This is a genomic window from Neisseria sp. HMSC067H09, from assembly GCF_001814135.1.
In the GTDB taxonomy this organism is placed as follows: Bacteria; Pseudomonadota; Gammaproteobacteria; order Burkholderiales; family Neisseriaceae; genus Neisseria.
The window spans coordinates 14,569-35,935 of record NZ_KV814937.1 but is presented as its reverse complement, the minus strand read 5'-3'; the positions used below and the strand labels follow the sequence as shown (position 1 = coordinate 35,935).

Here is a 21,367-nt window from a genome sequence, read left to right as displayed (position 1 = left end):
ATTTAATTTTTTGAGCGAGTTGTAGCGTGGGCTACGCCCGCGAAATTTGTGGTCTGGCAATCCGAATCCGTCCGTCGTTTTTACATTCATGTCGTGGGCAAAGCTCACGCTACGGGTTTCAGATGACCTTTGGGTGTTTTCGAGGAGCGGTTGGTATTTAATTTTTTGAGCGAGTTGTAGCGTGGGCTATGCCCGCGAAACTTGTGGTTTGGCAATCCGAATCCGTCCGTTGTTTTTGCACTCATGTCGCGGGCAAAGCCCACGCTACAAGTTTCAGACGACCTTCCCTGCGTTTTCCAGCATCAGGACGAATTGTGCCAAATCTTGCGGCAGCGGGGCTTTTAAGATGAGTTTTTCGCCTGTCAGAGGGTGGTCGAGGTGCAGCTCGGCGGCATGCAGGAACATCCGTTTCAAACCGAGTTTCTGGAGGCGTTTGTTGGCTTGGTAGTCGCCGTAGCGTTCGTCGCCGGCGATGGGGCATTGCTGGGATTGGAGGTGGACGCGGATTTGGTGGGTGCGTCCGGTTTTCAGGGTGGCTTGCACGAGGGTGAGGTGTGAGAGGCCGACTTGGTGGAGGAGGTCGTCTGAAAAGCGGTTGAGCACGCGGAAGATGGTGTGCGCGGATTGTCCGTCTTCGCTGACGCGCACCATTTTTTCGCCTTGTGCGCCGGTGTATTTGAACAGGGGCAGTTTGACGTGGAAGCTGTCGTTCGGCAGTTTGCCTACGCCCAGCGCAAGGTAGATTTTTTTGGGGTGGTCGTTGCGGATGGCTTCGTGCAGTTTGACGAGCGCGCTGCGTTTTTTGGCGATCATCAAGAGGCCGCTGGTGTCTTTGTCGAGGCGGTGGACGAGTTCGAGATAGCGGGCATCGGGGCGGGCGCGGCGGATTTGTTCGATGACGCCGAAGCTCACGCCGCTGCCGCCGTGGACGGCGGTGCCTGCGGGTTTGTCGATGACGAGTAATGCGTCGTCTTCGTAGATGATGGTAAATTCGCGCGCGGGTACGGCTTGGGCGCGGTTTTCAGACGACCTTTGTTTTTCGGCGGTGCGCACGGGCGGGATGCGGAGCAGGTCGCCTGTTTGGATGCGGCTGTCGGGCTTGCAGCGTTTTTTGTTCAGGCGCACTTCGCCGGCGCGGATAATGCGGTGGATATGGCTTTTGGGTACGCCTTTGAGGATTTTTATCAGATAGTTGTCAAGGCGTTGTCCGGCTTCGTGTTCGGCGACGGTAATCAGGCTGACTGAATCTTTGCTTATTGCGTGCGTTTTCATCTATAATCCCGAACATCCGTTTCGGCAGAAACCTGTACAAACAGGCCGTATGGGACGGATGGTATTGTTAAAACGAGATTTTATATTAAAAACGCACTCTGCAAAGCATTTTCCCTGCGTTTATGCCAAAGCCCGTAAACGCAGGAGCGTAATTAAGTTTGATTTGATTTTGCCGATTTGACCGGGCATAAGACGAGGGACGGGTGTTTGACAAACCTGCCGCGCCGCACCGTTCGAAACTTCCGGCATAACGATAATAAGAAGATGTCGGCTACCTGTTTTCTAAGCCGGGCCTGTACCGTCCGGACTTCGGCGGCGGACGGAGTGTTCCGCCGCATTGTTCTTTATTGCCTTCTTTATCCGTATCCTTCCGCACACGGCCGCATTGTTTTGGGCGGCGTGCAACCTTGCGGACTTCAATTCAAAAACTGATTGCTCATCCGGGTTTCTGCATTCCGCGCCGAAAAGGGGCGCGGGCTATGCCCAATCCCGCCCGCCTCGCAGAGTGTCTGACAAAGAGCAGGCAGGTCGTCTGAAAAGGCTGCCCGCCTGTGCGAGGTAATGATTATGAAAAGAATGTTGTTCAATGCAACGCAGGCCGAAGAGCTGCGCGTTGCCATTGTCGATGGGCAAAACCTTTTGGATTTGGACATCGAAACGCTGGGTAAAGAGCAGCGCAAAGGTAATATTTATAAGGGTATCATCACCCGCATCGAGCCGTCGCTGGAAGCGTGTTTCGTAGATTACGGAACCGACCGCCACGGCTTTTTGCCGTTTAAGGAAGTATCGCGTTCGTATTTCCAAGATTACGAAGGCGGCAGGGCGCGCATTCAAGACGTGCTCAAAGAAGGCATGGAAGTCATCGTCCAAGTCGAAAAAGACGAACGCGGCAACAAAGGCGCGGCGCTGACCACCTTCATCAGCCTGGCCGGACGCTATCTGGTATTGATGCCCAACAACCCGCGCGGCGGCGGCGTATCCCGCCGTATCGAAGGCGAAGAGCGCCAAGAACTCAAAGCCGCTATGGCAGAACTCGACATTCCGAACGGCATGAGCATCATCGCCCGCACCGCCGGTATCGGCCGCAGCGCGGAAGAGTTGGAATGGGATTTGAACTACCTCAAACAGCTTTGGCAGGCCATCGAAGAAGCCGGCAAGGCGCACCACGAACCCTACCTCCTCTTCATGGAAAGCTCGCTGCTCATCCGTGCCATCCGCGACTATTTCCGTCCCGACATCGGCGAAATTCTGGTGGACAATCAAGAGGTTTATGACCAAGTTGCCGAGTTTATGAGCTACGTCATGCCGAGCAACGTAGGTCGTCTGAAACTCTATGAAGACCACACGCCGCTGTTCTCACGCTTCCAAATCGAACACCAAATCGAAAGCGCGTTTGCCCGCAGCGTCAGCCTGCCTTCCGGCGGCGCGATTGTGATCGACCACACCGAAGCCCTGGTTTCCATCGACGTCAACTCCGCCCGCGCGACACGCGGCGCGGACATCGAAGACACCGCGTTCAAAACCAATATGGAAGCCGCCGAAGAAGTCGCCCGCCAAATGCGCCTACGCGACTTGGGCGGTTTGGTCGTCATCGACTTCATCGACATGGAAAACCCCAAGCACCAGCGCGATGTTGAAAACGTCCTGCGCGACGCGCTCAAAAAAGACCGCGCCCGCGTGCAAATGGGCAAACTCTCCCGCTTCGGCCTCTTGGAATTGAGCCGCCAACGACTGAAACCCGCTTTGGGCGAAAGCAGCCACGTCGCCTGCCCGCGCTGCGCCGGTACCGGCGTCATCCGCGGTATCGAATCGACCGCCCTGCACGTTTTGCGCATCATTCAAGAAGAAGCGATGAAAGACAATACCGGCGAAGTGCATGCGCAAGTACCCGTCGATGTCGCCACCTTCCTGCTGAACGAAAAACGCGCTGAGCTGTTTGCGATGGAAGAGCGTTTGGACGTCAACGTCGTCCTGATTCCGAATATCCATTTGGAAAACCCGCACTACGAAATCAACCGCATCCGCATCGACGACGTAGAAGAAGACGGCGAACCGAGCTACAAACGCGTTGCCGAGCCGGAAGAAGACGAATCCGCCAAACCTTTCGGCAGCGAAAGAGCCAAAGCCGCCCGTCCCGAACCCGCCGTCAAAGGCGTGCGCCATACCCAGCCTGCCCCGACCGTATCCGAGCAGAAAAGCGGTTCATGGTGGGATACCTTCAAAGCATGGCTCAAACGCATTTTCGGCGGCAATACCGCAGCCGAACCCGCGCCTGTTGCCGAAGTGGCAGAAAAACGCACTTCAAACGGCAACAACCGCAACGGCAATTCCGGCAACCGCCGCGCAAACAACCGCCGCCAAAACCCGCGCCGCAACAATAGGCACGACGGCAGCAAGGTAGAAGTGCGCGAAGTGACGGACTTCAAAGACAAAGCAGCGGACAATCAGGCAGTGGAAAACGAAAACCGCAACGCCAAAGACAACCGCCGCAGCCGCAACCGCCAAAACGAGCGCAACGCCGCCGCGGAAGCCGAAAACCTCGAAGTCCAAGCACTTGCCGCCGCAACGTCGTCTGAAAACGAATCCCGTTCGGTCGAACAGGCGCAAGGCAGCAAACGCCGCCGCAACAACAACCGCAACGAACGCAACCGCGAACAAGCGGAAATCCGCGCGGAAGAAACCTTGTCCGAAGCAGTGGACAGCGTAGCGGAAGAGGGCGTGCAAACCGCCGATAACGATGCACCGAAAGGCAACGAACGCCGCCAACGCGAGCGCAACAACCAACGTGACCGCCGCGAACGCAACAATCAGCGCGACCGCCGTCAAAACGGTAAAAAACGCAATATTCCGTCTGCCGCCAAAATCGAGCAGTACCTGAATATTCACGATACCGCCGACAAAGTCCGCTTCGCCGCCGCGCACGTCATGGGCGAGCCTGTCGAAGAAGAACCGTTTGCCGTAACCATCCCCGCTCCCGAGGATAGTGCCGAGCCTTTGGTTGTCGTCGTTTCCGAACCCGTTGCGGCCACTGAAGAAGCCTTCGTGTTCTCCATCGAAGGCGAAGAAGCGGACAGCGGCATCCTGATCGAAGACAGCACCGACGACGAATGCAGCATCATCGACTCCGCCATCGGCAGCGTTGAAGAAACCCCGACCTCCGTGTTTGCCATCGAAACCGAAGACGGCTACCAACCGATGACCGCCGTCCCTGCCGAAGGTGAAGCCGAAGCCGTCGCCGAAATGGAGGAAGAGCTGGTCGTTTGGAAAGCCGAACGCGAGGCCGCCGCCGCCATCGAAGCCCTTGCCGCAGCAGCAGCAGCAGCAGCGGCCGCCGCCGCCGCCCAAGCAGCAGAATCCGAACCGCAAACTGCGCCGGAAGCAGGCCAAGCGGAAGTGACCGAGCCGGAAGAAACTGTCCCTGCCGTTGCCGCGATGCCCGACTTAGGCGGTTTGGTGTTCGTCGAAACCAATCCCGAAGCCGTCGCCGCCTTTGCCGAACAGGTGCAGCCCGAACCCGAATCCGGCCTGCGCCGCGCCGACGTGCCGAAAGTTGAAGCCGAACCCGTCGTCGCCACCGAAATGGTCTTGGTGGAAACGCGCAAAGACTAAAGGCTGAAAGAAGAAGGCATCGTTTAAGATGCCCGAATCGACAAAAAGGTCGTCTGAAACCAGATTTACGGTTTCAGACGACCTTTGTCTGTTTTGTGTGCCTGTTATCTCGTCTGTGTTTCCTAATCTTTTTTCAATATAGTTAATCAAAAACACCCGCACCGTTACGTCTAAGCAGACTGCAATCCAAGTTTCAATTTTTCAGAGGGATTTTAGTCAAGCCGTAGCGTGGGTTTTGCCTGTTAAATCTGGTGGTCGCTCAGTGAATCAGGGAATAAAATGAATTCTTTATTGATAAAGCACACACTGAACTTTGCATTAGGTTTTGTGGTAATCTTCTGTTTTATTATAAGAATAATTTTTTGTGGTTGAAAAGTCCCGATTTGATAATTTATTCAATCTAAGTGAAGTGGAAGTGAATATATACTAAATTAAGTAAAAATAGAAAATTGAAAATTGAAAATGTACTTCCCCCTTGCTACTAAAAAATATGAGCATATAAATATATTGCTTGGAATGATTCTTGCAGAAAGATAGAAGATTATATGAATAATTTGTTTTTTTATTAAGAAGTTTATCGGGTATACTCCTACTATTTTTGATAATAATGAAGTTAGAGGGAATATTCCTTGAATTTTTAATAAAAATGATATAGAAAGTATTTTAAAATAAAGAATATTTTAAATTTATATTAAGTAATTATAGATTCAGCTTGTTAAGTCAAAGAAGGATGATCTTAAATGCAGCAAAAAACTAAAGAATTGCTAATTATAGCGGTTTGTATAGTATCTATCCTGGTGATTAGTTTATATTATAATAAGCCTTTGACTAAAACTTATTCAATGGAAGTATATAGTTATACGAGAGAGGCTGCTACGGTAATGTTAGGAGAGGAGGATAATAAAGTTATAATGGATGCATTGCCATATAATGGAGGCGGAGCAGTTGTTTGTTGTGTATCTATTAAGGTTGATAAACCAGTTCCTGTAACATTGATTCTTCTAAGAGAAGAACCAGATAAATGGGAACATATAAATATGGAAGTTCCTATTGAATATGTTGGGGATAGTGAAGCTTATATACAGGCACATATTCTACCTGAGCATAAGGTTAGAGTTTTTGTCACAGGATATTCACGAATGCATCCCAAGCACCCTATGAATGCATATTATGAGCATATTCGTGCTGAACAAGATGCTTATGAAAAATGAAAAAATGATAAGTCTGTATAATTAATTTCTTAATAAATAAATTGCTATTTATTTGAACAAAGGCCGTCTGAAATCGGATTTTAGGTTTTCAGACGACCTTTGCTGTTTTTAACACACCGCGTTGCTGCCTGTCTCCCATTCTCTGCCTTGCGGATAGAAAAAAATTGAAAAACGGTGCGGATAAAGATTTTGGCTATATCCAAAGCATCAGGAGTTATTTAGCCTGCGTCAGCCCGTTTGTTAAAATCCGTCATTCTGCCGTTTGATTGAACGGCATTTTCCAATAGAAACAAACAATAACCATGACCCACACACAGCAAAAATCCCCCGACCTTTGGCTGGTGACCGCCGCTGCCGCCGCCATCCTGCTGATTACCATCGGCATGCGCATGACTTTGGGACTGTTTGTCCGCCCCGTTGTCGACTCTACCGAGCTGAGTATCCAAGAGTTCAGCCTGATTATTGCCGTTTTCCAGTTGATGTGGGGCGTGTCCCAGCCGCTTTCCGGCGCGCTTGCCGACCGCTTCGGCGCGTTTAAGGTTTTGGGCGGCGGCGCGTTGCTGTTGGTTTGTGCCTGCCTGATGGTGCCGCAGATGCCGACTTATTGGGGGCTGATGCTGGCAATCGGGCTGCTTTTTGCATTCGGAACGGGCGCGGGCGGTTTCTCCATCATCATGGGGCAGGTCGCGGCGAAAGTGCCGCCGCACAAACGCGGTTTGGCTTCGGGGCTGGTCAACGCGGGCGGTTCGGCGGGGCAGTTTCTGTTTGCGCCGCTGGTGCAGGGTTTGCTGGTGTTGCCCGCCGTCGGCTGGACGGGGACGTTTTATGTTTGGGGCGGGATTGCGCTTTTAATCCTGCCGATTTCGTGGTGGCTGGCGGGCGGCAAAAACGCTGTCGCCACGCACCACACGTCGTCTGAAAACGGGCAATCGCTGGGGCAGGCAGTCAAAGCGGCGTTTAAAGACCGCAGCTACATCCTGCTGCACTTGGGCTTTTTTACCTGCGGTTTCCACATCGCGTTTTTGGTAACCCACCTGCCCAACGAAATCGCGCTCTGCGGCCTGCCCGCTTCGGTCGCTTCGACTTCGATTGCGATTATCGGCTTGGCGAACATTGCGGGCTGCATTTTTTCGGGCTGGTGTACGGGGCGGTTTTTGGGCAAATATGTTTTGTTCGGACTCTACGCCTCGCGTGTGGCGATGGTGCTGATATACCTTGCCGCCCCGAGAACCGACGTCAATTTCTACATTTTCGCCGCCGCGCTGGGCTTCACTTGGCTCGCTACCGTCGCCCCGACCGCTGCGATTACGGGCAAACTGTTCGGCACGCGCTATCTGGCGACGCTGTTCGGGCTGACGATGTTGAGCCACCAAATCGGCGGCTTTTTAGGCTCGTATATCGGTGGCATCGTGATTTACCGGTTCAACGATTACGGCTGGATGTGGTATGCCGACGCGGTGTTGGCGGGGGCGGCGGCTTTGCTGAACCTGCCGATACGCGAAAAGAAAGCGGCGTAAACCGCTGCGACGCAACCAAGACAGGTCGTCTGAAAATCGGATTTCGGGTTTTCAGACGACCTTTTTGATTATTATGCATAGTTTAAAGTTTGTTTGAACAGGATTTGTTACAATGCGCCTTTCTTTTTGATGTTGCTCATCCATTATGACTGCTTCACAACCAAGCACGATGCAGCGGATTTTTTCGCGCAATATGCTGATTTGTATTTTTACGGGCTTCACATCGGGGCTGCCGCTTTATTTCTTATACAGCCTGATTCCGGCGTGGCTGCGCAGCGAACATGTTGATTTGAAAACCATTGGCCTGTTTGCCCTGATCGGTTTTCCCTACACTTGGAAATTTATCTGGTCTCCGCTCATGGACTCTGTACGCTTGCCGTTTTTAGGTTTGCGGCGCGGTTGGATGTTGGTGATGCAGATCGCGCTTTTGTTGCTTTTGGTTGCCTATGCGTTTGTCCGCCCGCAAGAACATTTGTCCATTATTTTGGGACTGTCTTTGGTAGTGGCGTTTTTTTCTGCCAGTCAGGATATCGTGGTCGATGCTTTCCGCCGAGAAGTGTTATCCGATGAAGAGTTGGTTTTGGGTAACTCGCTGTATGTAAATGCCTATCGTATTTCCTCGCTGATTCCGGCTTCATTGAGTTTGATTTTGGCCGACAGGATGCCTTGGTCGTCCGTCTTCATTATTACTGCGCTGTTCATGGTTCTAGGGTTGCTGGCCACTTTATTCGTAGCGCAAGAACCGGCCCGTCAACCCGTCGGTGCAAAAGGGTTTAAAGATACCGTTATCGAACCGTTCCGCGATTTCTTTACCCGTCAAAGCGTTAAACAGGCACTGATTATTTTGGCGTTTATCTTGCTGTATAAACTGGGTGACAGCATGGCAACCGCCTTGGCAACACCGTTTTATATCGATATGGGTTTCTCCAAGACCGACATCGGACTGATTGCGAAAAACGCGGGATTGTGGCCGGCGGTGATTTTCGGAATTATCGGCGGTATTTGGGTAAACAAATTAGGCGTGAACCGTGCATTGTGGCTGTTTGGTTTGGTGCAATGGGTGACGATTTTAGGTTTTGCGTGGCTGGCAAGTTTCGGACATTTCGAGCATGTGGGTGCATCGGAACGAACCATGTTGGCAGTCGTCATTGCTGCCGAGGCAGTTGGTGTAGGCCTGGGTACGGTGGCATTTGTGTCGTATATGGCGCAACAAACCAATACCGCATTTACCGCCACGCAGTTTGCGCTGCTGTCCAGCCTATCCGCCGTACCGCGTACGTTTATGAATGCGACAGCAGGGTTTCTGATTGAAGCGATGGGCTACGTCAATTTCTTCTGGCTGTGTTTCATATTGGGGATTCCAGGCATGTTGTTGCTGTTTAAAGTTGCACCTTGGAACGGAGATAAAGCGAAATAGACCGTTGTTTGAATGTATCGGTAGGATAAAAGGTCGTCTGAAAACCATTGATTGTGGTTTTCAGACGGCCTTTTGTTAAATATGGAAGGTGATTTGTGTGTAAACAACACACCGCTTCCCTCGGATATATAGACGGCGAAATATAGATTTATAGAGATAAAAAGCACGAGTAAGCCCCTGTGTTAAAAAAATATTGGTATTTGCTTGATTTGTCGATTATAATGGCGGACTTGGTGCATTTGTACCAAGTTTTATCATTGTCCGAAGGCAGGCCAATCGTAGCCCGCCCCTTTACTTTAAAAGGAAAATAATCATGACTTTAGGTCTGGTTGGACGCAAAGTTGGTATGACCCGCGTGTTCGACGAACAGGGTGTTTCTGTTCCGGTAACCGTTTTGGATATGTCTGCCAACCGCGTTACACAAGTAAAATCCAAAGATGCTGACGGCTATACTGCCGTTCAAGTTACCTTTGGTCAGAAAAAAGCTAACCGTGTCAATAAAGCCGAAGCCGGACACTTTGCAAAAGCAGGTGTTGAAGCCGGTCGCGGTTTGATCGAGTTTGCTTTGACTGAAGAAAAACTGGCTGAATTGAAAGCCGGTGACGAAATCACCGTTTCTATGTTTGAAGTCGGTCAACTGGTCGATGTAACCGGCACCTCTAAAGGTAAAGGTTTCTCCGGTACGATCAAACGTCATAACTTCGGTGCCCAACGTACTTCCCACGGTAACTCCCGTTCTCACCGTGTTCCAGGTTCTATCGGTATGGCGCAAGACCCAGGTCGCGTGTTCCCCGGTAAACGCATGGCCGGTCAATACGGTAACACTAAAGCAACTGTCCAAAAACTGGAAGTTGTCCGTGTTGATGCAGAACGCCAACTGTTGTTGGTTAAGGGTGCTGTTCCGGGTGCGGTCAACAGCGATGTTGTAGTTCGTCCTAGCGTGAAAGTAGGTGCGTAATGGAATTGAAAGTAATTGACGCTAAAGGACAAGTTTCAGGCAGTCTGTCTGTTTCTGATGCTTTGTTCGCTCGCGAATACAATGAAGCGTTGGTTCATCAGCTGGTAAATGCCTACTTGGCAAACGCCCGCTCTGGTAACCGTGCTCAAAAAACCCGTGCCGAAGTAAAACACTCGACCAAAAAACCATGGCGCCAAAAAGGTACCGGCCGTGCCCGTTCCGGTATGACTTCTTCTCCGCTGTGGCGTAAAGGTGGTCGTGCGTTCCCGAACAAACCCGACGAAAACTTTACTCAAAAAGTAAACCGTAAAATGTACCGTGCCGGTATGGCGACTATCCTGTCCCAATTGGCTCGTGACGAGCGTTTGTTTGCGATCGAAGCGTTGACTGCTGAAACTCCTAAAACCAAAGTTTTTGCTGAGCAAGTGAAAAATCTGGGTCTGGAGCAAGTGCTGTTTGTAACCAAACAGCTCGATGAGAATGTTTACTTGGCTTCACGCAACTTGCCAAACGTGTTGGTTTTGGAAGCTCAACAAGTTGATCCTTACAGCTTGCTGCGTTACAAAAAAGTAATCATCACTAAAGATGCAGTTGCACAATTAGAGGAGCAATGGGTATGAATCAACAACGTTTGACTCAAGTGATTTTGGCACCTATCGTTTCTGAAAAAAGCAACGTATTGGCTGAAAAACGCAACCAAATGACGTTTAAAGTTTTGGCAAATGCAACCAAACCTGAAATCAAAGCTGCTGTTGAGCTGCTGTTCGGTGTTCAAGTTGCTTCTGTAACTACCGTTACTACTAAAGGTAAAACTAAGCGTTTTGGTCGTACTTTGGGCCGCCGCAGCGATGTTAAAAAAGCTTATGTAAGCTTGGCTGCCGGTCAAGAGTTGGATTTGGAAGCCGCTGCTGCAGCTGCAGATAAGGAATAAACAAAATGGCAATTGTTAAAATGAAGCCAACTTCTGCAGGCCGTCGCGGCATGGTTCGCGTGGTAACAGAAGGTTTGCACAAAGGTGCGCCTTATGCACCTTTGCTCGAAAAGAAAAATTCTACTGCCGGTCGTAACAATAATGGTCATATCACCACCCGTCACAAAGGCGGCGGTCATAAACACCATTACCGTGTTGTAGACTTTAAACGTAACAAAGACGGTATCCCTGCAAAAGTAGAGCGTATTGAATACGATCCTAACCGTACTGCCTTCATTGCACTGTTGTGCTATGCAGACGGTGAGCGTCGCTACATCATCGCTCCTCGCGGTATTCAAGCCGGTGCTGTATTGGTTTCCGGTGCTGAAGCTGCCATCAAAGTAGGTAACACCCTGCCGATCCGCAACATCCCCGTTGGTACAACTATCCACTGTATCGAAATGAAACCTGGCAAAGGTGCTCAAATTGCACGTTCTGCCGGTGCTTCTGCGGTATTGCTGGCTAAAGAAGGCGCATACGCTCAAGTCCGTCTGCGCTCTGGCGAAGTTCGTAAAATCAACGTAGATTGCCGTGCAACCATCGGTGAAGTCGGTAACGAAGAGCAAAGCCTGAAAAAAATCGGTAAAGCCGGTGCCAATCGTTGGCGCGGTATTCGTCCGACCGTTCGTGGTGTTGTCATGAACCCTGTCGATCACCCGCATGGTGGTGGTGAAGGTCGTACCGGTGAAGCTCGCGAACCGGTTAGCCCATGGGGTACTCCTGCTAAAGGCTACCGCACTCGTAATAACAAACGCACGGATAACATGATTGTTCGTCGTCGTTACTCAAATAAAGGTTAATTAGTATGGCTCGTTCATTGAAAAAAGGCCCATATGTAGACCTGCATTTGCTGAAAAAAGTAGATGCTGCTCGTGCAAGCAACGACAAGCGCCCGATTAAAACTTGGTCTCGTCGTTCTACCATTCTGCCTGATTTTATCGGTCTGACCATTGCTGTACACAACGGCCGCACCCATGTGCCCGTGTTTATCAGCGATAACATGGTTGGTCATAAATTAGGCGAATTCTCATTGACCCGTACCTTTAAAGGCCACTTGGCTGATAAAAAGGCTAAAAAGAAATAAGGTGAATCATGAGAGTAAATGCACAACATAAAAATGCCCGTATTTCAGCTCAAAAAGCTCGTTTGGTAGCTGATTTGATTCGCGGTAAAGACGTTGCCCAAGCTTTGAATATTTTGACTTTCAGTCCTAAAAAAGGTGCTGAGTTAATTAAGAAAGTATTGGAATCAGCTATTGCTAATGCCGAGCACAATAACGGTGCCGACATTGATGAGTTGAAAGTGGTCACTATCTTTGTTGACAAAGGTCCAAGCTTGAAACGTTTCCAAGCTCGTGCCAAAGGTCGCGGTAACCGCATTGAAAAACAAACTTGTCATATCAATGTGACAGTGGGCAACTAAGGAAAAGCTATGGGACAAAAGATTAACCCTACAGGCTTTCGCCTGGCGGTAACTAAAGACTGGGCTTCAAAATGGTTTGCTAAAAGCACCGACTTTTCTGCTGTTTTGAAACAAGACATTGATGTTCGTAACTACCTGCGTAAAAAATTGGCGAATGCTTCTGTTGGTCGCGTAGTTATTGAACGTCCTGCAAAATCTGCACGCATTACCATCCACTCTGCCCGTCCGGGCGTAGTAATTGGTAAAAAAGGTGAGGATATCGAAGTTCTGAAACGTGATTTGCAAGCCTTGATGGGCGTGCCTGTTCATGTGAATATCGAAGAAATCCGTAAACCTGAATTGGATGCACAAATTATTGCTGATGGTATTGCTCAGCAATTGGAAAAACGCGTTCAATTCCGCCGTGCTATGAAACGCGCTATGCAAAATGCTATGCGTTCAGGAGCAAAAGGTATCAAGATTATGACCTCAGGTCGTCTGAATGGTGCAGATATTGCTCGTAGCGAATGGTATCGTGAAGGTCGAGTACCTCTGCATACTTTGCGCGCAAACGTAGATTATGCAACTAGCGAAGCTCATACTACTTATGGCGTGCTGGGTCTGAAAGTTTGGGTCTATACTGAAGGTAATGTAAAGACTTCAGCTAAACCTGAGCATGAAAAGAAACAAAGAAAGGCAGGTGGACGTAATGCTGCAGCCAACTAGACTGAAATACCGCAAGCAACAAAAAGGTCGCAATACTGGTATTGCTACCCGCGGTAACAAAGTAAGTTTCGGTGAGTTCGGTTTGAAAGCCGTTGGTCGCGGTCGTTTGACTGCCCGCCAAATCGAAGCTGCTCGTCGTACAATGACTCGCCACATTAAACGTGGTGGTCGTATTTGGATTCGTGTATTCCCTGATAAACCAATTACTGAAAAACCTATTCAAGTTCGTATGGGTGGCGGTAAAGGTAACGTGGAATATTACATTGCCGAAATCAAACCAGGCAAAGTGTTGTATGAGATGGACGGTGTTCCAGAGGCTTTGGCTCGTGAAGCATTTGAATTGGCTGCTGCCAAATTGCCTATTCCTACGACCTTTGTAGTAAGACAGGTAGGTCAATAATGAAAGCAAATGAATTGAAAGACAAATCTATTGAGCAATTAAATGCAGATTTGTTGGACTTGTTGAAAGCTCAGTTTGGCTTACGTATGCAAAACGCAACTGGTCAATTGGGTAAGCCAAGCGAATTAAAACGTGTACGTCGCGATATTGCTCGTATTAAAACCATTTTAACTGAAAAAGGTGCTAAGTAATGAGCGAAAATAAAAATGTTCGTACTTTGCAAGGCAAAGTGGTAAGCGACAAAATGGACAAAACTGTGACAGTATTGGTTGAGCGTAAAGTAAAACATCCTCTGTACGGTAAAATTATCCGTTTATCAACTAAAATCCATGCCCATGATGAAAATAATCAATATGGAATTGGCGATGTTGTAGTAATTGCGGAATCTCGTCCACTGTCAAAAACCAAATCTTGGGTTGTTAAAGAACTGGTTGAGAAAGCACGTACTGTTTAAAATTTAAGACAGTTAGCTTTAATAAGAAACGAAGTGTTGCGCCAAAGTGAATTTGCGTGTAAACTTCGTTTCTTATCTTTCAGTTTCTTCTGGAAGTTTCTTCCCCTCGGGATCCAAGACTGGTTTACTAGAACCGTGATGGTTTCATTTAGTTAGCTCAATTGAAATAAGTGGGCGAGTTATATGAAAATGGTAAATTAAGTTGGTTAATTTAAAGGTACTAATATGATTCAAATGCAGACCATCTTAGATGTGGCTGATAACTCTGGTGCGCGTCGTGTGATGTGTATCAAGGTATTGGGCGGATCTAAGCGTCGCTACGCTTCTGTTGGCGATATTATTAAAGTCGCAGTTAAAGATGCGGCCCCACGTGGTCGTGTTAAAAAAGGTGATGTGTACAATGCGGTTGTTGTTCGTACTGCTAAAGGTGTGCGTCGTCCTGATGGTGCGTTGATTAAATTTGATAACAACGCTGCAGTGTTGTTAAACAATAAACTTGAACCTCTGGGTACTCGTATTTTTGGTCCAGTAACCCGCGAGTTGCGTACTGAGCGATTTATGAAAATCGTTTCATTGGCGCCTGAAGTATTATAAGGAATAGCGCGATGAATAAAATCATTAAAGGTGACCAAGTTGTTGTGATCACTGGTAAGGATAAAGGTAAGCAAGGTCAAGTAGTTCGCGTATTGGGTGGTAAAGTTGTTGTTGAAGGTATTAACGTCGTAAAACGTCACCAAAAACCTAATCCAATGCGTGGTATTGAGGGTGGTATTGTTTCTAAAGAAATGCCGTTGGATATTTCTAATGTCGCAATCCTGAATCCGGAAACTAATAAAGCAGACCGTGTTGGTATTAAACTGATTGAGAATGAAGGCAAAGTTAAGCGCGTTCGTTTCTTCAAATCAAATGGCTCTGTTATTGGAGCATAAGGAGATAACATGGCTCGTTTGAGAGAGTTTTATAAAGATACAGTTGTTCCTGAATTGATTAAACAATTTGGTTACAAGTCAGTAATGGAAGTTCCCCGTATTGAAAAAATTACTTTAAATATGGGTGTTGGAGAAGCCGTTGCTGATAAAAAAGTTATGGAGCACGCGGTATCTGACTTAGAGAAAATTGCTGGTCAAAAACCAGTCGTTACTGTTGCTCGTAAATCTATCGCAGGTTTTAAGATTCGCGATAATTATCCTGTCGGTTGCAAAGTAACATTACGCCGTGATCAAATGTTTGAATTCTTGGATCGTTTGATTACTATTGCATTACCTCGTGTACGTGACTTCCGTGGTGTAAGTGGCAAATCATTTGATGGTCGTGGTAATTACAACATGGGTGTTCGCGAGCAAATCATTTTCCCGGAAATTGAATACGATAAAATTGATGCTTTGCGTGGTTTGAATATTACTATTACAACTACTGCAAAAACTGATGAGGAAGCTAAAGCTTTATTGTCACTGTTCAAGTTTCCGTTTAAAGGATAATCATGGCTAAGAAAGCACTTATTAATCGTGAACTGAAACGTCAAGCTTTGGCGAAAAAGTTTGCAGCTAAACGTGAGGCAATTTTTGCTGTTATTAATGATGCGAATGCAACTGAAGAGGAGCGTTTTGAAGCTCGTCTGAAATTCCAATCCATTCCGCGTAATGCAGCTCCTGTACGTCAACGCCGTCGTTGTGCTTTGACAGGTCGTCCTCGTGGTACTTTCCGTAAATTCGGTTTGGGTCGTATTAAAATCCGTGAAATCGCTATGCGTGGCGAGATTCCCGGTGTTGTTAAAGCTAGCTGGTAATAGGAGTATTAATAATGAGTATGCATGATCCTATTTCCGATATGTTGACTCGTATTCGTAATGCGCAACGTGCCAATAAGGTAGCAGTTGCCATGCCTTCCTCTAAATTAAAGTGTGCAATTGCAAAAGTCTTGAAAGAGGAAGGTTATATCGAGGATTTTTCGGTTTCTGCTGATGCGAAGCCGGTATTGGAAATTCAATTGAAATATTATGCAGGCCGTCCTGTGATTGAGCAAATTAAACGTGTTTCACGTCCAGGTTTGCGTATTTACAAAGCTTCTAGCGAAATTCCTAATGTTATGAATGGATTGGGTATCGCTATTGTTAGTACTTCTAAAGGTGTGATGACTGACCGCAAGGCTCGCTCTGAGGGCGTCGGTGGTGAGTTGTTGTGCATCGTAGCCTAGTGGAGAAAAGTAAATGTCACGTGTCGCAAAAAACCCAGTGACTGTTCCTGCTGGTGTAGAAGTAAAATTTGGAACAGAAGCATTGGTTATCAAGGGTAAGAATGGCGAGTTGTCCTTTCCTTTGCATTCTGATGTCGCCATTGAATTAAACGATGGTAAATTAACTTTTGCTGCAAAAAATGACAGTAAGCAGGCAAATGCTATGTCAGGTACTGCTCGTGCATTAGTTAATAATATGGTTAAAGGTGTTTCAGAAGGTTTTGAGAAAAAACTACAATTGATTGGTGTGGGTTATCGTGCTCAAGCTCAAGGCAAAGTTTTGAATTTGTCTTTAGGTTTTTCTCATCCAATCGTATATGAAATGCCTGAAGGTGTTTCTGTTCAAACTCCTAGCCAAACAGAGATCATTTTGACTGGTGCAGATAAACAAGTGGTTGGTCAAGTCGCTGCTGAAATTCGTGCATTCCGTTCTCCTGAGCCTTATAAAGGTAAGGGTGTTCGTTATGTAGGTGAAGTGGTAGTGATGAAAGAAGCCAAGAAAAAATAATTGAGGTTCACTAATGGATAAACATACAACCCGACTCCGTCGTGCACGCAAAACCCGTGCACGTATTGCGGACTTGAAAATGGTAAGATTATGTGTGTTCCGTAGCAATAATCATATTTATGCTCAAGTAATTAGTGCTGAAGGTGATAAAGTATTGGCTCAAGCCTCTACATTGGAAGCTGAAGTGCGTGGTAGTCTGAAATCTGGTGGCAACATCGAGGCAGCTGCAGTAGTAGGAAAGCGCATTGCTGAGAAAGCTAAAGCAGTAGGTGTGGAAAAAGTTGCTTTTGATCGTTCAGGTTTCCAATATCACGGTCGAGTGAAAGCTTTGGCTGAAGCTGCACGTGAAAATGGTTTAAGCTTCTAATAATTGGAGACTTTCAGATGGCAAAACATGAAATTGAAGAACGTGGTGACGGCCTGATTGAAAAAATGGTCGCAGTTAATCGCGTAACTAAAGTAGTTAAAGGTGGTCGTATCATGGCTTTCTCTGCGCTAACTGTTGTTGGTGATGGGGATGGTCGTATTGGTATGGGTAAAGGTAAGTCAAAAGAAGTGCCGGTAGCTGTTCAAAAAGCAATGGATCAGGCTCGTCGCTCTATGATTAAAGTACCTCTAAAAAATGGTACGATTCATCATGAGGTTATTGGGCGTCATGGCGCTACTAAAGTCTTTATGCAACCCGCTAAAGAAGGTAGTGGTGTAAAGGCAGGTGGTCCTATGCGCTTAGTTTTTGATGCTATGGGTATTCATAACATTTCTGCTAAAGTGCATGGTTCTACAAACCCTTATAACATTGTACGAGCTACATTAGATGGCTTGTCTAAGTTATATACACCTGCTGATATCGCTGCTAAACGTGGCCTAACAGTAGAAGACATTTTGGGAGCAAACCATGACTGAGCAAAAAAAGATTAAAGTTACATTGGTGAAGAGCCTGATTGGTACAATTGAATCTCATCGTGCATGTGCTCGTGGTTTAGGTTTACGCCATCGTGAGCATACAGTAGAGGTTTTAGATACCCCTGAAAACCGTGGTATGATTAACAAAATCAGCTACTTGTTGAAAGTGGAGTCTTGATATGTTTCTAAATTCTATTCAACCTGCTGAGGGGGCTACTCACGCTCGTCGTCGTGTAGGTCGTGGTATTGGTAGTGGTTTAGGTAAAACTGGTGGCCGTGGTCATAAAGGTCAAAAAAGCCGTTCTGGTGGTTTTCATAAAGTAGGTTTCGAAGGCGGTCAAATGCCTTTGCAACGTCGCCTACCAAAACGTGGTTTCAAATCTTTGACTGCTGCTGCTAACGCTGAGATTCGTTTGAGTGAATTGAACTTACTCGCTGTGAATGAGATTGATGTATTAGTTCTCAAGCAAGCTGGGTTGGTTCCTACAACTGTTTCCAATGTGAAAGTTATTGCCTCTGGTGAGCTTTCAAAAGCTGTTGTCCTGAAGGGCATTAAAGCCACTAAAGGGGCTAAAGCAGCAATTGAAGCTGCTGGTGGTAAAGTGGAAGAATAAGGCTTGCATTATAGTGGCTAATCAACAATCTTTATCAGGCTTGTCCAAATTTGGAGATCTGAAAAAACGTCTAACGTTTCTTTTAGGGGCGTTAGTTGTTTTTCGTATTGGTGCCCATATCCCAGTACCTGGCGTAGATGCTGTTGCTTTAGCTAAATTATACGAAAGCGCTGGGAACGGCATACTAGGCATGTTGAACATGTTTTCTGGTGGTTCGTTAGAGCGCTTTAGTATATTTGCAATTGGCATAATGCCATATATTTCAGCATCAATAATTGTTCAATTGGCCTCTGAAATTATTCCTTCTTTAAAGGCATTAAAAAAGGAAGGGGAGGCAGGTCGAAAAGTTATTACAAAATATACAAGATACGGTACAGTACTATTAGCTATCTTACAGAGTTTTGGTGTAGCTACCTTTGTATTCCAGCAAGGTGTGGTTGTCACTAATTCTTTGGAGTTCCATATTTCTACGGTAGTGAGCTTAGTCACAGGTACAATGTTCCTGATGTGGTTAGGTGAGCAGATTACGGAGCGTGGGATTGGGAATGGCATTTCCTTGATTATTACTGCTGGTATCGCTGCCGGTATTCCTTCCGGTATAGCAAGATTATTAGCTTTAACGAGCCAAGGATCAATTGGTATGCCTACGGCTGTGTCAATTGTTATTGGTGCATTGCTATTAATTTATATTGTTGTATATTTTGAAAGTGCGCAGCGTAAAGTTCCCGTACATTATGCGAAACGCCAAATTGGTAGTGGTGTAATGCAAGGTTCTAATACGCATATGCCCTTTAAGTTGAATATGGCAGGCGTCATTCCTCCTATTTTTGCGTCAAGTATTATTTTGTTTCCATCCACTTTGTTAAGCTGGTTTGGTTCTAATGATACAGGTAGTTTGTTGCATAAAATTGCTGGTTTGCTTCAGCATGGGCAAGCTTTATATATTTTGTTATTTACAGTGACAATTATTTTCTTCTGCTATTTTTATACAGCCTTAGTTTTTAGTCCAAAAGAAATGGCAGAGAATTTGAAGAAAAGCGGTGCTTTTGTACCGGGAATTCGACCTGGTAAGCAAACTTCTCAGTATCTGGAGCAGGTTGTATTGCGCCTCACTTTGTTTGGTGCATTATATATTACAACTATTTGTTTAATTCCAGAATTTTTGACAACAGCTTTGAATGTTCCTTTTTATTTGGGTGGTACATCTTTACTGATTTTAGTCGTGGTTACAATGGACTTTAGTACCCAAATTAACTCTTACCGCATGACTCAGCAATATGAGAGTTTAATGAGCGGTCTTGATATGAAATCTTTATCACGTAAGTAGAATTATGGCTAAAGAAGATACCATACAAATGCAGGGGGAGATTCTTGAAACTCTACCTAACGCAACTTTTAAAGTAAAGCTTGAGAATGACCATATTGTATTAGGTCATATTTCCGGGAAAATGCGTATGCACTATATCCGGATCTCTCCTGGGGATAAGGTGACGGTAGAACTGACACCTTATGATTTAACTCGGGCTCGGATAGTCTTCCGAGCTAGATAAAACGATATAAGGAAAGATAATGCGTGTACAACCGTCTGTAAAGAAAATTTGCCGCAACTGTAAGATTATCCGTCGTAATCGAGTGGTTCGTGTAATTTGTACTGATCCTCGTCACAAACAACGTCAAGGTTAAGGGAAATTTTCTTTTAGCAAGACTTTGTGGTATAGTGACGAACTTTGCCGTTTAAAGGAAAAAATATGGCTCGTATTGCAGGGGTAAATATCCCTAATAATGCACATATCGTAATTGGCTTGCAGGCTATTTATGGTATTGGTGCTACTCGTGCTAAATTAATTTGCGAGGCAGCAAATATTGCTCCCACTACAAAAGCAAAAGATTTGGACGAGGCTCAATTAGACGCTTTGCGTGAACAAGTTGCCAAATATGAAGTGGAAGGTGACTTGCGCCGTGAGGTAACGATGAGCATCAAACGATTGATGGACATGGGTTGTTACCGTGGTTTCCGTCATCGTCGAGGTTTGCCTTGTCGTGGTCAACGCACTCGCACAAACGCTCGTACCCGCAAAGGTCCGCGTAAAGCGATTGCTGGTAAAAAATAATTTTTAAGGAATTTTATTAATGGCTAAAGCAAACACAGCTTCGCGTGTACGTAAAAAAGTACGTAAAACCGTAAGCGAAGGTATTGTGCATGTACATGCTTCCTTCAACAATACCATCATTACAATCACTGACCGTCAAGGCAATGCATTGTCTTGGGCTACCTCTGGCGGCGCTGGTTTTAAAGGTTCTCGTAAAAGTACACCGTTTGCAGCTCAGGTGGCTGCAGAAGCAGCTGGTAAAGTTGCCCAAGAATATGGCGTTAAAAATTTAGAAGTTCGTATAAAAGGCCCTGGTCCTGGTCGAGAGTCTTCTGTACGTGCACTCAACGCTCTTGGTTTTAAAATTACCAGTATTACCGACGTTACTCCGTTGCCTCATAACGGTTGCCGTCCGCCTAAAAAACGTCGTATTTAAAGGAGTGATTGAAACATGGCACGTTATATTGGCCCTAAATGTAAATTAGCACGTCGAGAAGGCACTGATTTATTTCTGAAGAGCGCTCGTCGTTCTTTGGATTCTAAATGTAAACTGGACTCCGCTCCTGGTCAGCACGGCGCAAAAAAACCGCGTTTGTCCGACTATGGTTTGCAATTGCGTGAAAAGCAAAAAATTCGTCGTATTTATGGCGTTTTGGAACGTCAATTCCGTCGCTATTTTGCAGAAGCAGATCGACGTAAAGGCTCTACTGGTGAATTGCTGCTGCAATTGTTAGAGTCTCGTTTGGATAATGTAGTATATCGCATGGGATTTGGCTCGACTCGTGCTGAGGCGCGTCAGCTGGTTTCTCATAAAGCAATTACCGTTAACGGTCAGGTTGTAAATATTCCTTCTTTCCAAGTTAAAGCCGGTGATGTTGTAGCTGTTCGTGAGAAAGCTAAAAAACAGGTTCGTATCCAGGAGGCTTTAAGTCTGGCAACTCAAATCGGTTTACCAAGCTGGGTTTCTGTTGATGCAGACAAATTGGAAGGCGTATTTAAAAATATGCCGGATCGTTCAGAATTAACTGGCGATATTAATGAACAGCTGGTGGTAGAATTCTACTCTAAATAACGCTAGCTCAGTG

General features: G+C 46.6%; 31 protein-coding genes. 30 read left to right on the top strand and 1 reads right to left on the bottom strand.

Features of this window, described 5'->3' with window-relative positions:
• Positions 1–273: 273 nt before the first annotated feature.
• A complete protein-coding gene (locus tag HMPREF2954_RS09085) occupies positions 274–1,272 on the bottom strand; it encodes an RluA family pseudouridine synthase (RefSeq protein WP_003767132.1) in 999 nt (332 codons plus the stop codon).
• A 567-nt stretch (positions 1,273–1,839) separates the two neighbouring features.
• Here HMPREF2954_RS09085 and HMPREF2954_RS09080 point away from each other — a divergent pair.
• The 30 genes from HMPREF2954_RS09080 to rpsD all read left to right on the top strand — a co-directional run bounded on the left by HMPREF2954_RS09080 (position 1,840) and on the right by rpsD (position 21,354).
• Positions 1,840–4,881 carry an Rne/Rng family ribonuclease gene (locus HMPREF2954_RS09080; protein WP_197067799.1) on the top strand — a complete coding sequence of 1,014 codons (3,042 nt, stop codon included), beginning with the start codon at positions 1,840–1,842 and terminating at the stop codon, positions 4,879–4,881.
• A gap of 740 nt (positions 4,882–5,621) precedes the next feature.
• A complete protein-coding gene (locus tag HMPREF2954_RS09075; RefSeq protein ID WP_060975700.1) occupies positions 5,622–6,092 on the top strand; it encodes a DUF3304 domain-containing protein in 471 nt (156 codons plus the stop codon).
• A 302-nt stretch (positions 6,093–6,394) separates the two neighbouring features.
• Positions 6,395–7,609, top strand: a complete 1,215-nt coding sequence (locus HMPREF2954_RS09070) for an MFS transporter (RefSeq protein ID WP_045075336.1) — start codon at positions 6,395–6,397, stop codon at positions 7,607–7,609.
• 169 nt (positions 7,610–7,778) lie between these two features.
• Complete coding sequence (locus tag HMPREF2954_RS09065; RefSeq protein ID WP_045075338.1) at positions 7,779–9,026, top strand: AmpG family muropeptide MFS transporter; 1,248 nt, start codon at positions 7,779–7,781, stop codon at positions 9,024–9,026.
• 313 nt (positions 9,027–9,339) lie between these two features.
• The gene (gene rplC / locus HMPREF2954_RS09060) at positions 9,340–9,984 is read left to right on the top strand and encodes a 50S ribosomal protein L3 (protein WP_003675875.1); all 645 of its coding nucleotides are present in this window, start codon (positions 9,340–9,342) and stop codon (positions 9,982–9,984) included.
• On the top strand, positions 9,984–10,604 hold the full coding sequence (rplD, locus tag HMPREF2954_RS09055) for a 50S ribosomal protein L4 (RefSeq protein WP_002218573.1): 621 nt from the start codon (positions 9,984–9,986) through the stop codon (positions 10,602–10,604). The genes rplC and rplD overlap by 1 nt, the downstream gene beginning before the upstream one ends.
• Positions 10,601–10,915 (top strand): 50S ribosomal protein L23, encoded by a 315-nt coding sequence (gene rplW / locus HMPREF2954_RS09050; RefSeq protein ID WP_002231529.1) that lies wholly within the window; start codon positions 10,601–10,603, stop codon positions 10,913–10,915. The genes rplD and rplW overlap by 4 nt, the downstream gene beginning before the upstream one ends.
• Before the next feature lie 5 nt (positions 10,916–10,920).
• Complete coding sequence (rplB, locus tag HMPREF2954_RS09045; protein WP_003742892.1) at positions 10,921–11,754, top strand: 50S ribosomal protein L2; 834 nt, start codon at positions 10,921–10,923, stop codon at positions 11,752–11,754.
• Between the two features lie 5 nt (positions 11,755–11,759).
• On the top strand, positions 11,760–12,038 hold the full coding sequence (gene rpsS / locus HMPREF2954_RS09040; RefSeq protein ID WP_002215422.1) for a 30S ribosomal protein S19: 279 nt from the start codon (positions 11,760–11,762) through the stop codon (positions 12,036–12,038).
• 8 nt (positions 12,039–12,046) lie between these two features.
• Positions 12,047–12,376, top strand: coding sequence for a 50S ribosomal protein L22 (gene rplV, locus HMPREF2954_RS09035; RefSeq protein ID WP_003675877.1), 330 nt, complete (start codon positions 12,047–12,049; stop codon positions 12,374–12,376).
• A 9-nt stretch (positions 12,377–12,385) separates the two neighbouring features.
• Positions 12,386–13,081, top strand: a complete 696-nt coding sequence (gene rpsC, locus HMPREF2954_RS09030) for a 30S ribosomal protein S3 (protein WP_003675878.1) — start codon at positions 12,386–12,388, stop codon at positions 13,079–13,081.
• Entirely contained in the window at positions 13,065–13,481 is a 417-nt protein-coding gene (gene rplP, locus HMPREF2954_RS09025; RefSeq protein WP_003675880.1) for a 50S ribosomal protein L16, read from the top strand. The genes rpsC and rplP overlap by 17 nt, the downstream gene beginning before the upstream one ends.
• Positions 13,481–13,672, top strand: a complete 192-nt coding sequence (rpmC, locus tag HMPREF2954_RS09020; protein WP_003675882.1) for a 50S ribosomal protein L29 — start codon at positions 13,481–13,483, stop codon at positions 13,670–13,672. Before rplP ends, rpmC begins: the two co-directional genes overlap by 1 nt.
• On the top strand, positions 13,672–13,935 hold the full coding sequence (gene rpsQ, locus HMPREF2954_RS09015) for a 30S ribosomal protein S17 (protein WP_003707145.1): 264 nt from the start codon (positions 13,672–13,674) through the stop codon (positions 13,933–13,935). Before rpmC ends, rpsQ begins: the two co-directional genes overlap by 1 nt.
• Before the next feature lie 225 nt (positions 13,936–14,160).
• Positions 14,161–14,529, top strand: a complete 369-nt coding sequence (gene rplN / locus HMPREF2954_RS09010; RefSeq protein WP_002215434.1) for a 50S ribosomal protein L14 — start codon at positions 14,161–14,163, stop codon at positions 14,527–14,529.
• An 11-nt stretch (positions 14,530–14,540) separates the two neighbouring features.
• A complete protein-coding gene (gene rplX, locus HMPREF2954_RS09005) occupies positions 14,541–14,864 on the top strand; it encodes a 50S ribosomal protein L24 (RefSeq protein ID WP_045075347.1) in 324 nt (107 codons plus the stop codon).
• Between the two features lie 9 nt (positions 14,865–14,873).
• A complete protein-coding gene (gene rplE / locus HMPREF2954_RS09000; RefSeq protein ID WP_003759725.1) occupies positions 14,874–15,413 on the top strand; it encodes a 50S ribosomal protein L5 in 540 nt (179 codons plus the stop codon).
• Positions 15,414–15,415: 2 nt separating this feature from the next.
• Complete coding sequence (gene rpsN, locus HMPREF2954_RS08995) at positions 15,416–15,721, top strand: 30S ribosomal protein S14 (protein WP_003684736.1); 306 nt, start codon at positions 15,416–15,418, stop codon at positions 15,719–15,721.
• A 14-nt stretch (positions 15,722–15,735) separates the two neighbouring features.
• Positions 15,736–16,128 (top strand): 30S ribosomal protein S8, encoded by a 393-nt coding sequence (gene rpsH / locus HMPREF2954_RS08990; RefSeq protein ID WP_003759723.1) that lies wholly within the window; start codon positions 15,736–15,738, stop codon positions 16,126–16,128.
• A gap of 13 nt (positions 16,129–16,141) precedes the next feature.
• On the top strand, positions 16,142–16,675 hold the full coding sequence (gene rplF / locus HMPREF2954_RS08985) for a 50S ribosomal protein L6 (RefSeq protein ID WP_045075351.1): 534 nt from the start codon (positions 16,142–16,144) through the stop codon (positions 16,673–16,675).
• A gap of 13 nt (positions 16,676–16,688) precedes the next feature.
• Positions 16,689–17,042, top strand: a complete 354-nt coding sequence (rplR, locus tag HMPREF2954_RS08980) for a 50S ribosomal protein L18 (protein ID WP_045075353.1) — start codon at positions 16,689–16,691, stop codon at positions 17,040–17,042.
• 17 nt (positions 17,043–17,059) lie between these two features.
• On the top strand, positions 17,060–17,578 hold the full coding sequence (rpsE, locus tag HMPREF2954_RS08975) for a 30S ribosomal protein S5 (RefSeq protein ID WP_003684704.1): 519 nt from the start codon (positions 17,060–17,062) through the stop codon (positions 17,576–17,578).
• Positions 17,571–17,756 carry a 50S ribosomal protein L30 gene (gene rpmD, locus HMPREF2954_RS08970; RefSeq protein WP_003759717.1) on the top strand — a complete coding sequence of 62 codons (186 nt, stop codon included), beginning with the start codon at positions 17,571–17,573 and terminating at the stop codon, positions 17,754–17,756. The genes rpsE and rpmD overlap by 8 nt, the downstream gene beginning before the upstream one ends.
• A gap of 1 nt (position 17,757) precedes the next feature.
• The gene (rplO, locus tag HMPREF2954_RS08965; RefSeq protein ID WP_003775851.1) at positions 17,758–18,192 is read left to right on the top strand and encodes a 50S ribosomal protein L15; all 435 of its coding nucleotides are present in this window, start codon (positions 17,758–17,760) and stop codon (positions 18,190–18,192) included.
• Positions 18,193–18,205: 13 nt separating this feature from the next.
• The gene (secY, locus tag HMPREF2954_RS08960) at positions 18,206–19,519 is read left to right on the top strand and encodes a preprotein translocase subunit SecY (protein ID WP_036529768.1); all 1,314 of its coding nucleotides are present in this window, start codon (positions 18,206–18,208) and stop codon (positions 19,517–19,519) included.
• Positions 19,520–19,523: 4 nt separating this feature from the next.
• A complete protein-coding gene (gene infA, locus HMPREF2954_RS08955) occupies positions 19,524–19,742 on the top strand; it encodes a translation initiation factor IF-1 (protein WP_002215452.1) in 219 nt (72 codons plus the stop codon).
• A 19-nt stretch (positions 19,743–19,761) separates the two neighbouring features.
• Complete coding sequence (gene rpmJ, locus HMPREF2954_RS11855; RefSeq protein ID WP_003697674.1) at positions 19,762–19,875, top strand: 50S ribosomal protein L36; 114 nt, start codon at positions 19,762–19,764, stop codon at positions 19,873–19,875.
• A gap of 65 nt (positions 19,876–19,940) precedes the next feature.
• Positions 19,941–20,303 carry a 30S ribosomal protein S13 gene (rpsM, locus tag HMPREF2954_RS08950; protein WP_003749295.1) on the top strand — a complete coding sequence of 121 codons (363 nt, stop codon included), beginning with the start codon at positions 19,941–19,943 and terminating at the stop codon, positions 20,301–20,303.
• A gap of 19 nt (positions 20,304–20,322) precedes the next feature.
• Positions 20,323–20,718, top strand: coding sequence for a 30S ribosomal protein S11 (gene rpsK / locus HMPREF2954_RS08945; RefSeq protein ID WP_002216249.1), 396 nt, complete (start codon positions 20,323–20,325; stop codon positions 20,716–20,718).
• Positions 20,719–20,733: 15 nt separating this feature from the next.
• Positions 20,734–21,354 carry a 30S ribosomal protein S4 gene (rpsD, locus tag HMPREF2954_RS08940; RefSeq protein ID WP_003742907.1) on the top strand — a complete coding sequence of 207 codons (621 nt, stop codon included), beginning with the start codon at positions 20,734–20,736 and terminating at the stop codon, positions 21,352–21,354.
• Positions 21,355–21,367 lie beyond the last annotated feature (13 nt).

Excerpts from the sequence above, each read along its gene's own strand:
- rpmC (WP_003675882.1), top strand. The coding sequence starts at position 13,481 with ATGAAAGCAAATGAATTGAAAGACAAATCTATTGAGCAATTAAATGCA.
- rpsN (WP_003684736.1), top strand. The coding sequence starts at position 15,416 with ATGGCTAAGAAAGCACTTATTAATCGTGAACTGAAACGTCAAGCTTTG.
- rplE (WP_003759725.1), top strand. The coding sequence starts at position 14,874 with ATGGCTCGTTTGAGAGAGTTTTATAAAGATACAGTTGTTCCTGAATTG.
- rpmJ (WP_003697674.1), top strand. The coding sequence starts at position 19,762 with ATGCGTGTACAACCGTCTGTAAAGAAAATTTGCCGCAACTGTAAGATT.
- HMPREF2954_RS09075 (WP_060975700.1), top strand. The coding sequence starts at position 5,622 with ATGCAGCAAAAAACTAAAGAATTGCTAATTATAGCGGTTTGTATAGTA.
- HMPREF2954_RS09085 (WP_003767132.1), bottom strand. The coding sequence starts at position 1,272 with ATGAAAACGCACGCAATAAGCAAAGATTCAGTCAGCCTGATTACCGTC.
- rpmD (WP_003759717.1), top strand. The coding sequence starts at position 17,571 with ATGACTGAGCAAAAAAAGATTAAAGTTACATTGGTGAAGAGCCTGATT.
- rpsE (WP_003684704.1), top strand. The coding sequence starts at position 17,060 with ATGGCAAAACATGAAATTGAAGAACGTGGTGACGGCCTGATTGAAAAA.
- HMPREF2954_RS09080 (WP_197067799.1), top strand. The coding sequence starts at position 1,840 with ATGAAAAGAATGTTGTTCAATGCAACGCAGGCCGAAGAGCTGCGCGTT.
- rplD (WP_002218573.1), top strand. The coding sequence starts at position 9,984 with ATGGAATTGAAAGTAATTGACGCTAAAGGACAAGTTTCAGGCAGTCTG.
- rplB (WP_003742892.1), top strand. The coding sequence starts at position 10,921 with ATGGCAATTGTTAAAATGAAGCCAACTTCTGCAGGCCGTCGCGGCATG.
- rplW (WP_002231529.1), top strand. The coding sequence starts at position 10,601 with ATGAATCAACAACGTTTGACTCAAGTGATTTTGGCACCTATCGTTTCT.
- rplP (WP_003675880.1), top strand. The coding sequence starts at position 13,065 with ATGCTGCAGCCAACTAGACTGAAATACCGCAAGCAACAAAAAGGTCGC.
- rpsS (WP_002215422.1), top strand. The coding sequence starts at position 11,760 with ATGGCTCGTTCATTGAAAAAAGGCCCATATGTAGACCTGCATTTGCTG.
- rpsK (WP_002216249.1), top strand. The coding sequence starts at position 20,323 with ATGGCTAAAGCAAACACAGCTTCGCGTGTACGTAAAAAAGTACGTAAA.
- rpsH (WP_003759723.1), top strand. The coding sequence starts at position 15,736 with ATGAGTATGCATGATCCTATTTCCGATATGTTGACTCGTATTCGTAAT.
- rpsD (WP_003742907.1), top strand. The coding sequence starts at position 20,734 with ATGGCACGTTATATTGGCCCTAAATGTAAATTAGCACGTCGAGAAGGC.
- rplN (WP_002215434.1), top strand. The coding sequence starts at position 14,161 with ATGATTCAAATGCAGACCATCTTAGATGTGGCTGATAACTCTGGTGCG.
- rplC (WP_003675875.1), top strand. The coding sequence starts at position 9,340 with ATGACTTTAGGTCTGGTTGGACGCAAAGTTGGTATGACCCGCGTGTTC.
- rplX (WP_045075347.1), top strand. The coding sequence starts at position 14,541 with ATGAATAAAATCATTAAAGGTGACCAAGTTGTTGTGATCACTGGTAAG.
- infA (WP_002215452.1), top strand. The coding sequence starts at position 19,524 with ATGGCTAAAGAAGATACCATACAAATGCAGGGGGAGATTCTTGAAACT.
- HMPREF2954_RS09070 (WP_045075336.1), top strand. The coding sequence starts at position 6,395 with ATGACCCACACACAGCAAAAATCCCCCGACCTTTGGCTGGTGACCGCC.
- rplO (WP_003775851.1), top strand. The coding sequence starts at position 17,758 with ATGTTTCTAAATTCTATTCAACCTGCTGAGGGGGCTACTCACGCTCGT.
- rplF (WP_045075351.1), top strand. The coding sequence starts at position 16,142 with ATGTCACGTGTCGCAAAAAACCCAGTGACTGTTCCTGCTGGTGTAGAA.
- rplV (WP_003675877.1), top strand. The coding sequence starts at position 12,047 with ATGAGAGTAAATGCACAACATAAAAATGCCCGTATTTCAGCTCAAAAA.
- rpsC (WP_003675878.1), top strand. The coding sequence starts at position 12,386 with ATGGGACAAAAGATTAACCCTACAGGCTTTCGCCTGGCGGTAACTAAA.
- rplR (WP_045075353.1), top strand. The coding sequence starts at position 16,689 with ATGGATAAACATACAACCCGACTCCGTCGTGCACGCAAAACCCGTGCA.
- rpsQ (WP_003707145.1), top strand. The coding sequence starts at position 13,672 with ATGAGCGAAAATAAAAATGTTCGTACTTTGCAAGGCAAAGTGGTAAGC.
- HMPREF2954_RS09065 (WP_045075338.1), top strand. The coding sequence starts at position 7,779 with ATGCAGCGGATTTTTTCGCGCAATATGCTGATTTGTATTTTTACGGGC.
- rpsM (WP_003749295.1), top strand. The coding sequence starts at position 19,941 with ATGGCTCGTATTGCAGGGGTAAATATCCCTAATAATGCACATATCGTA.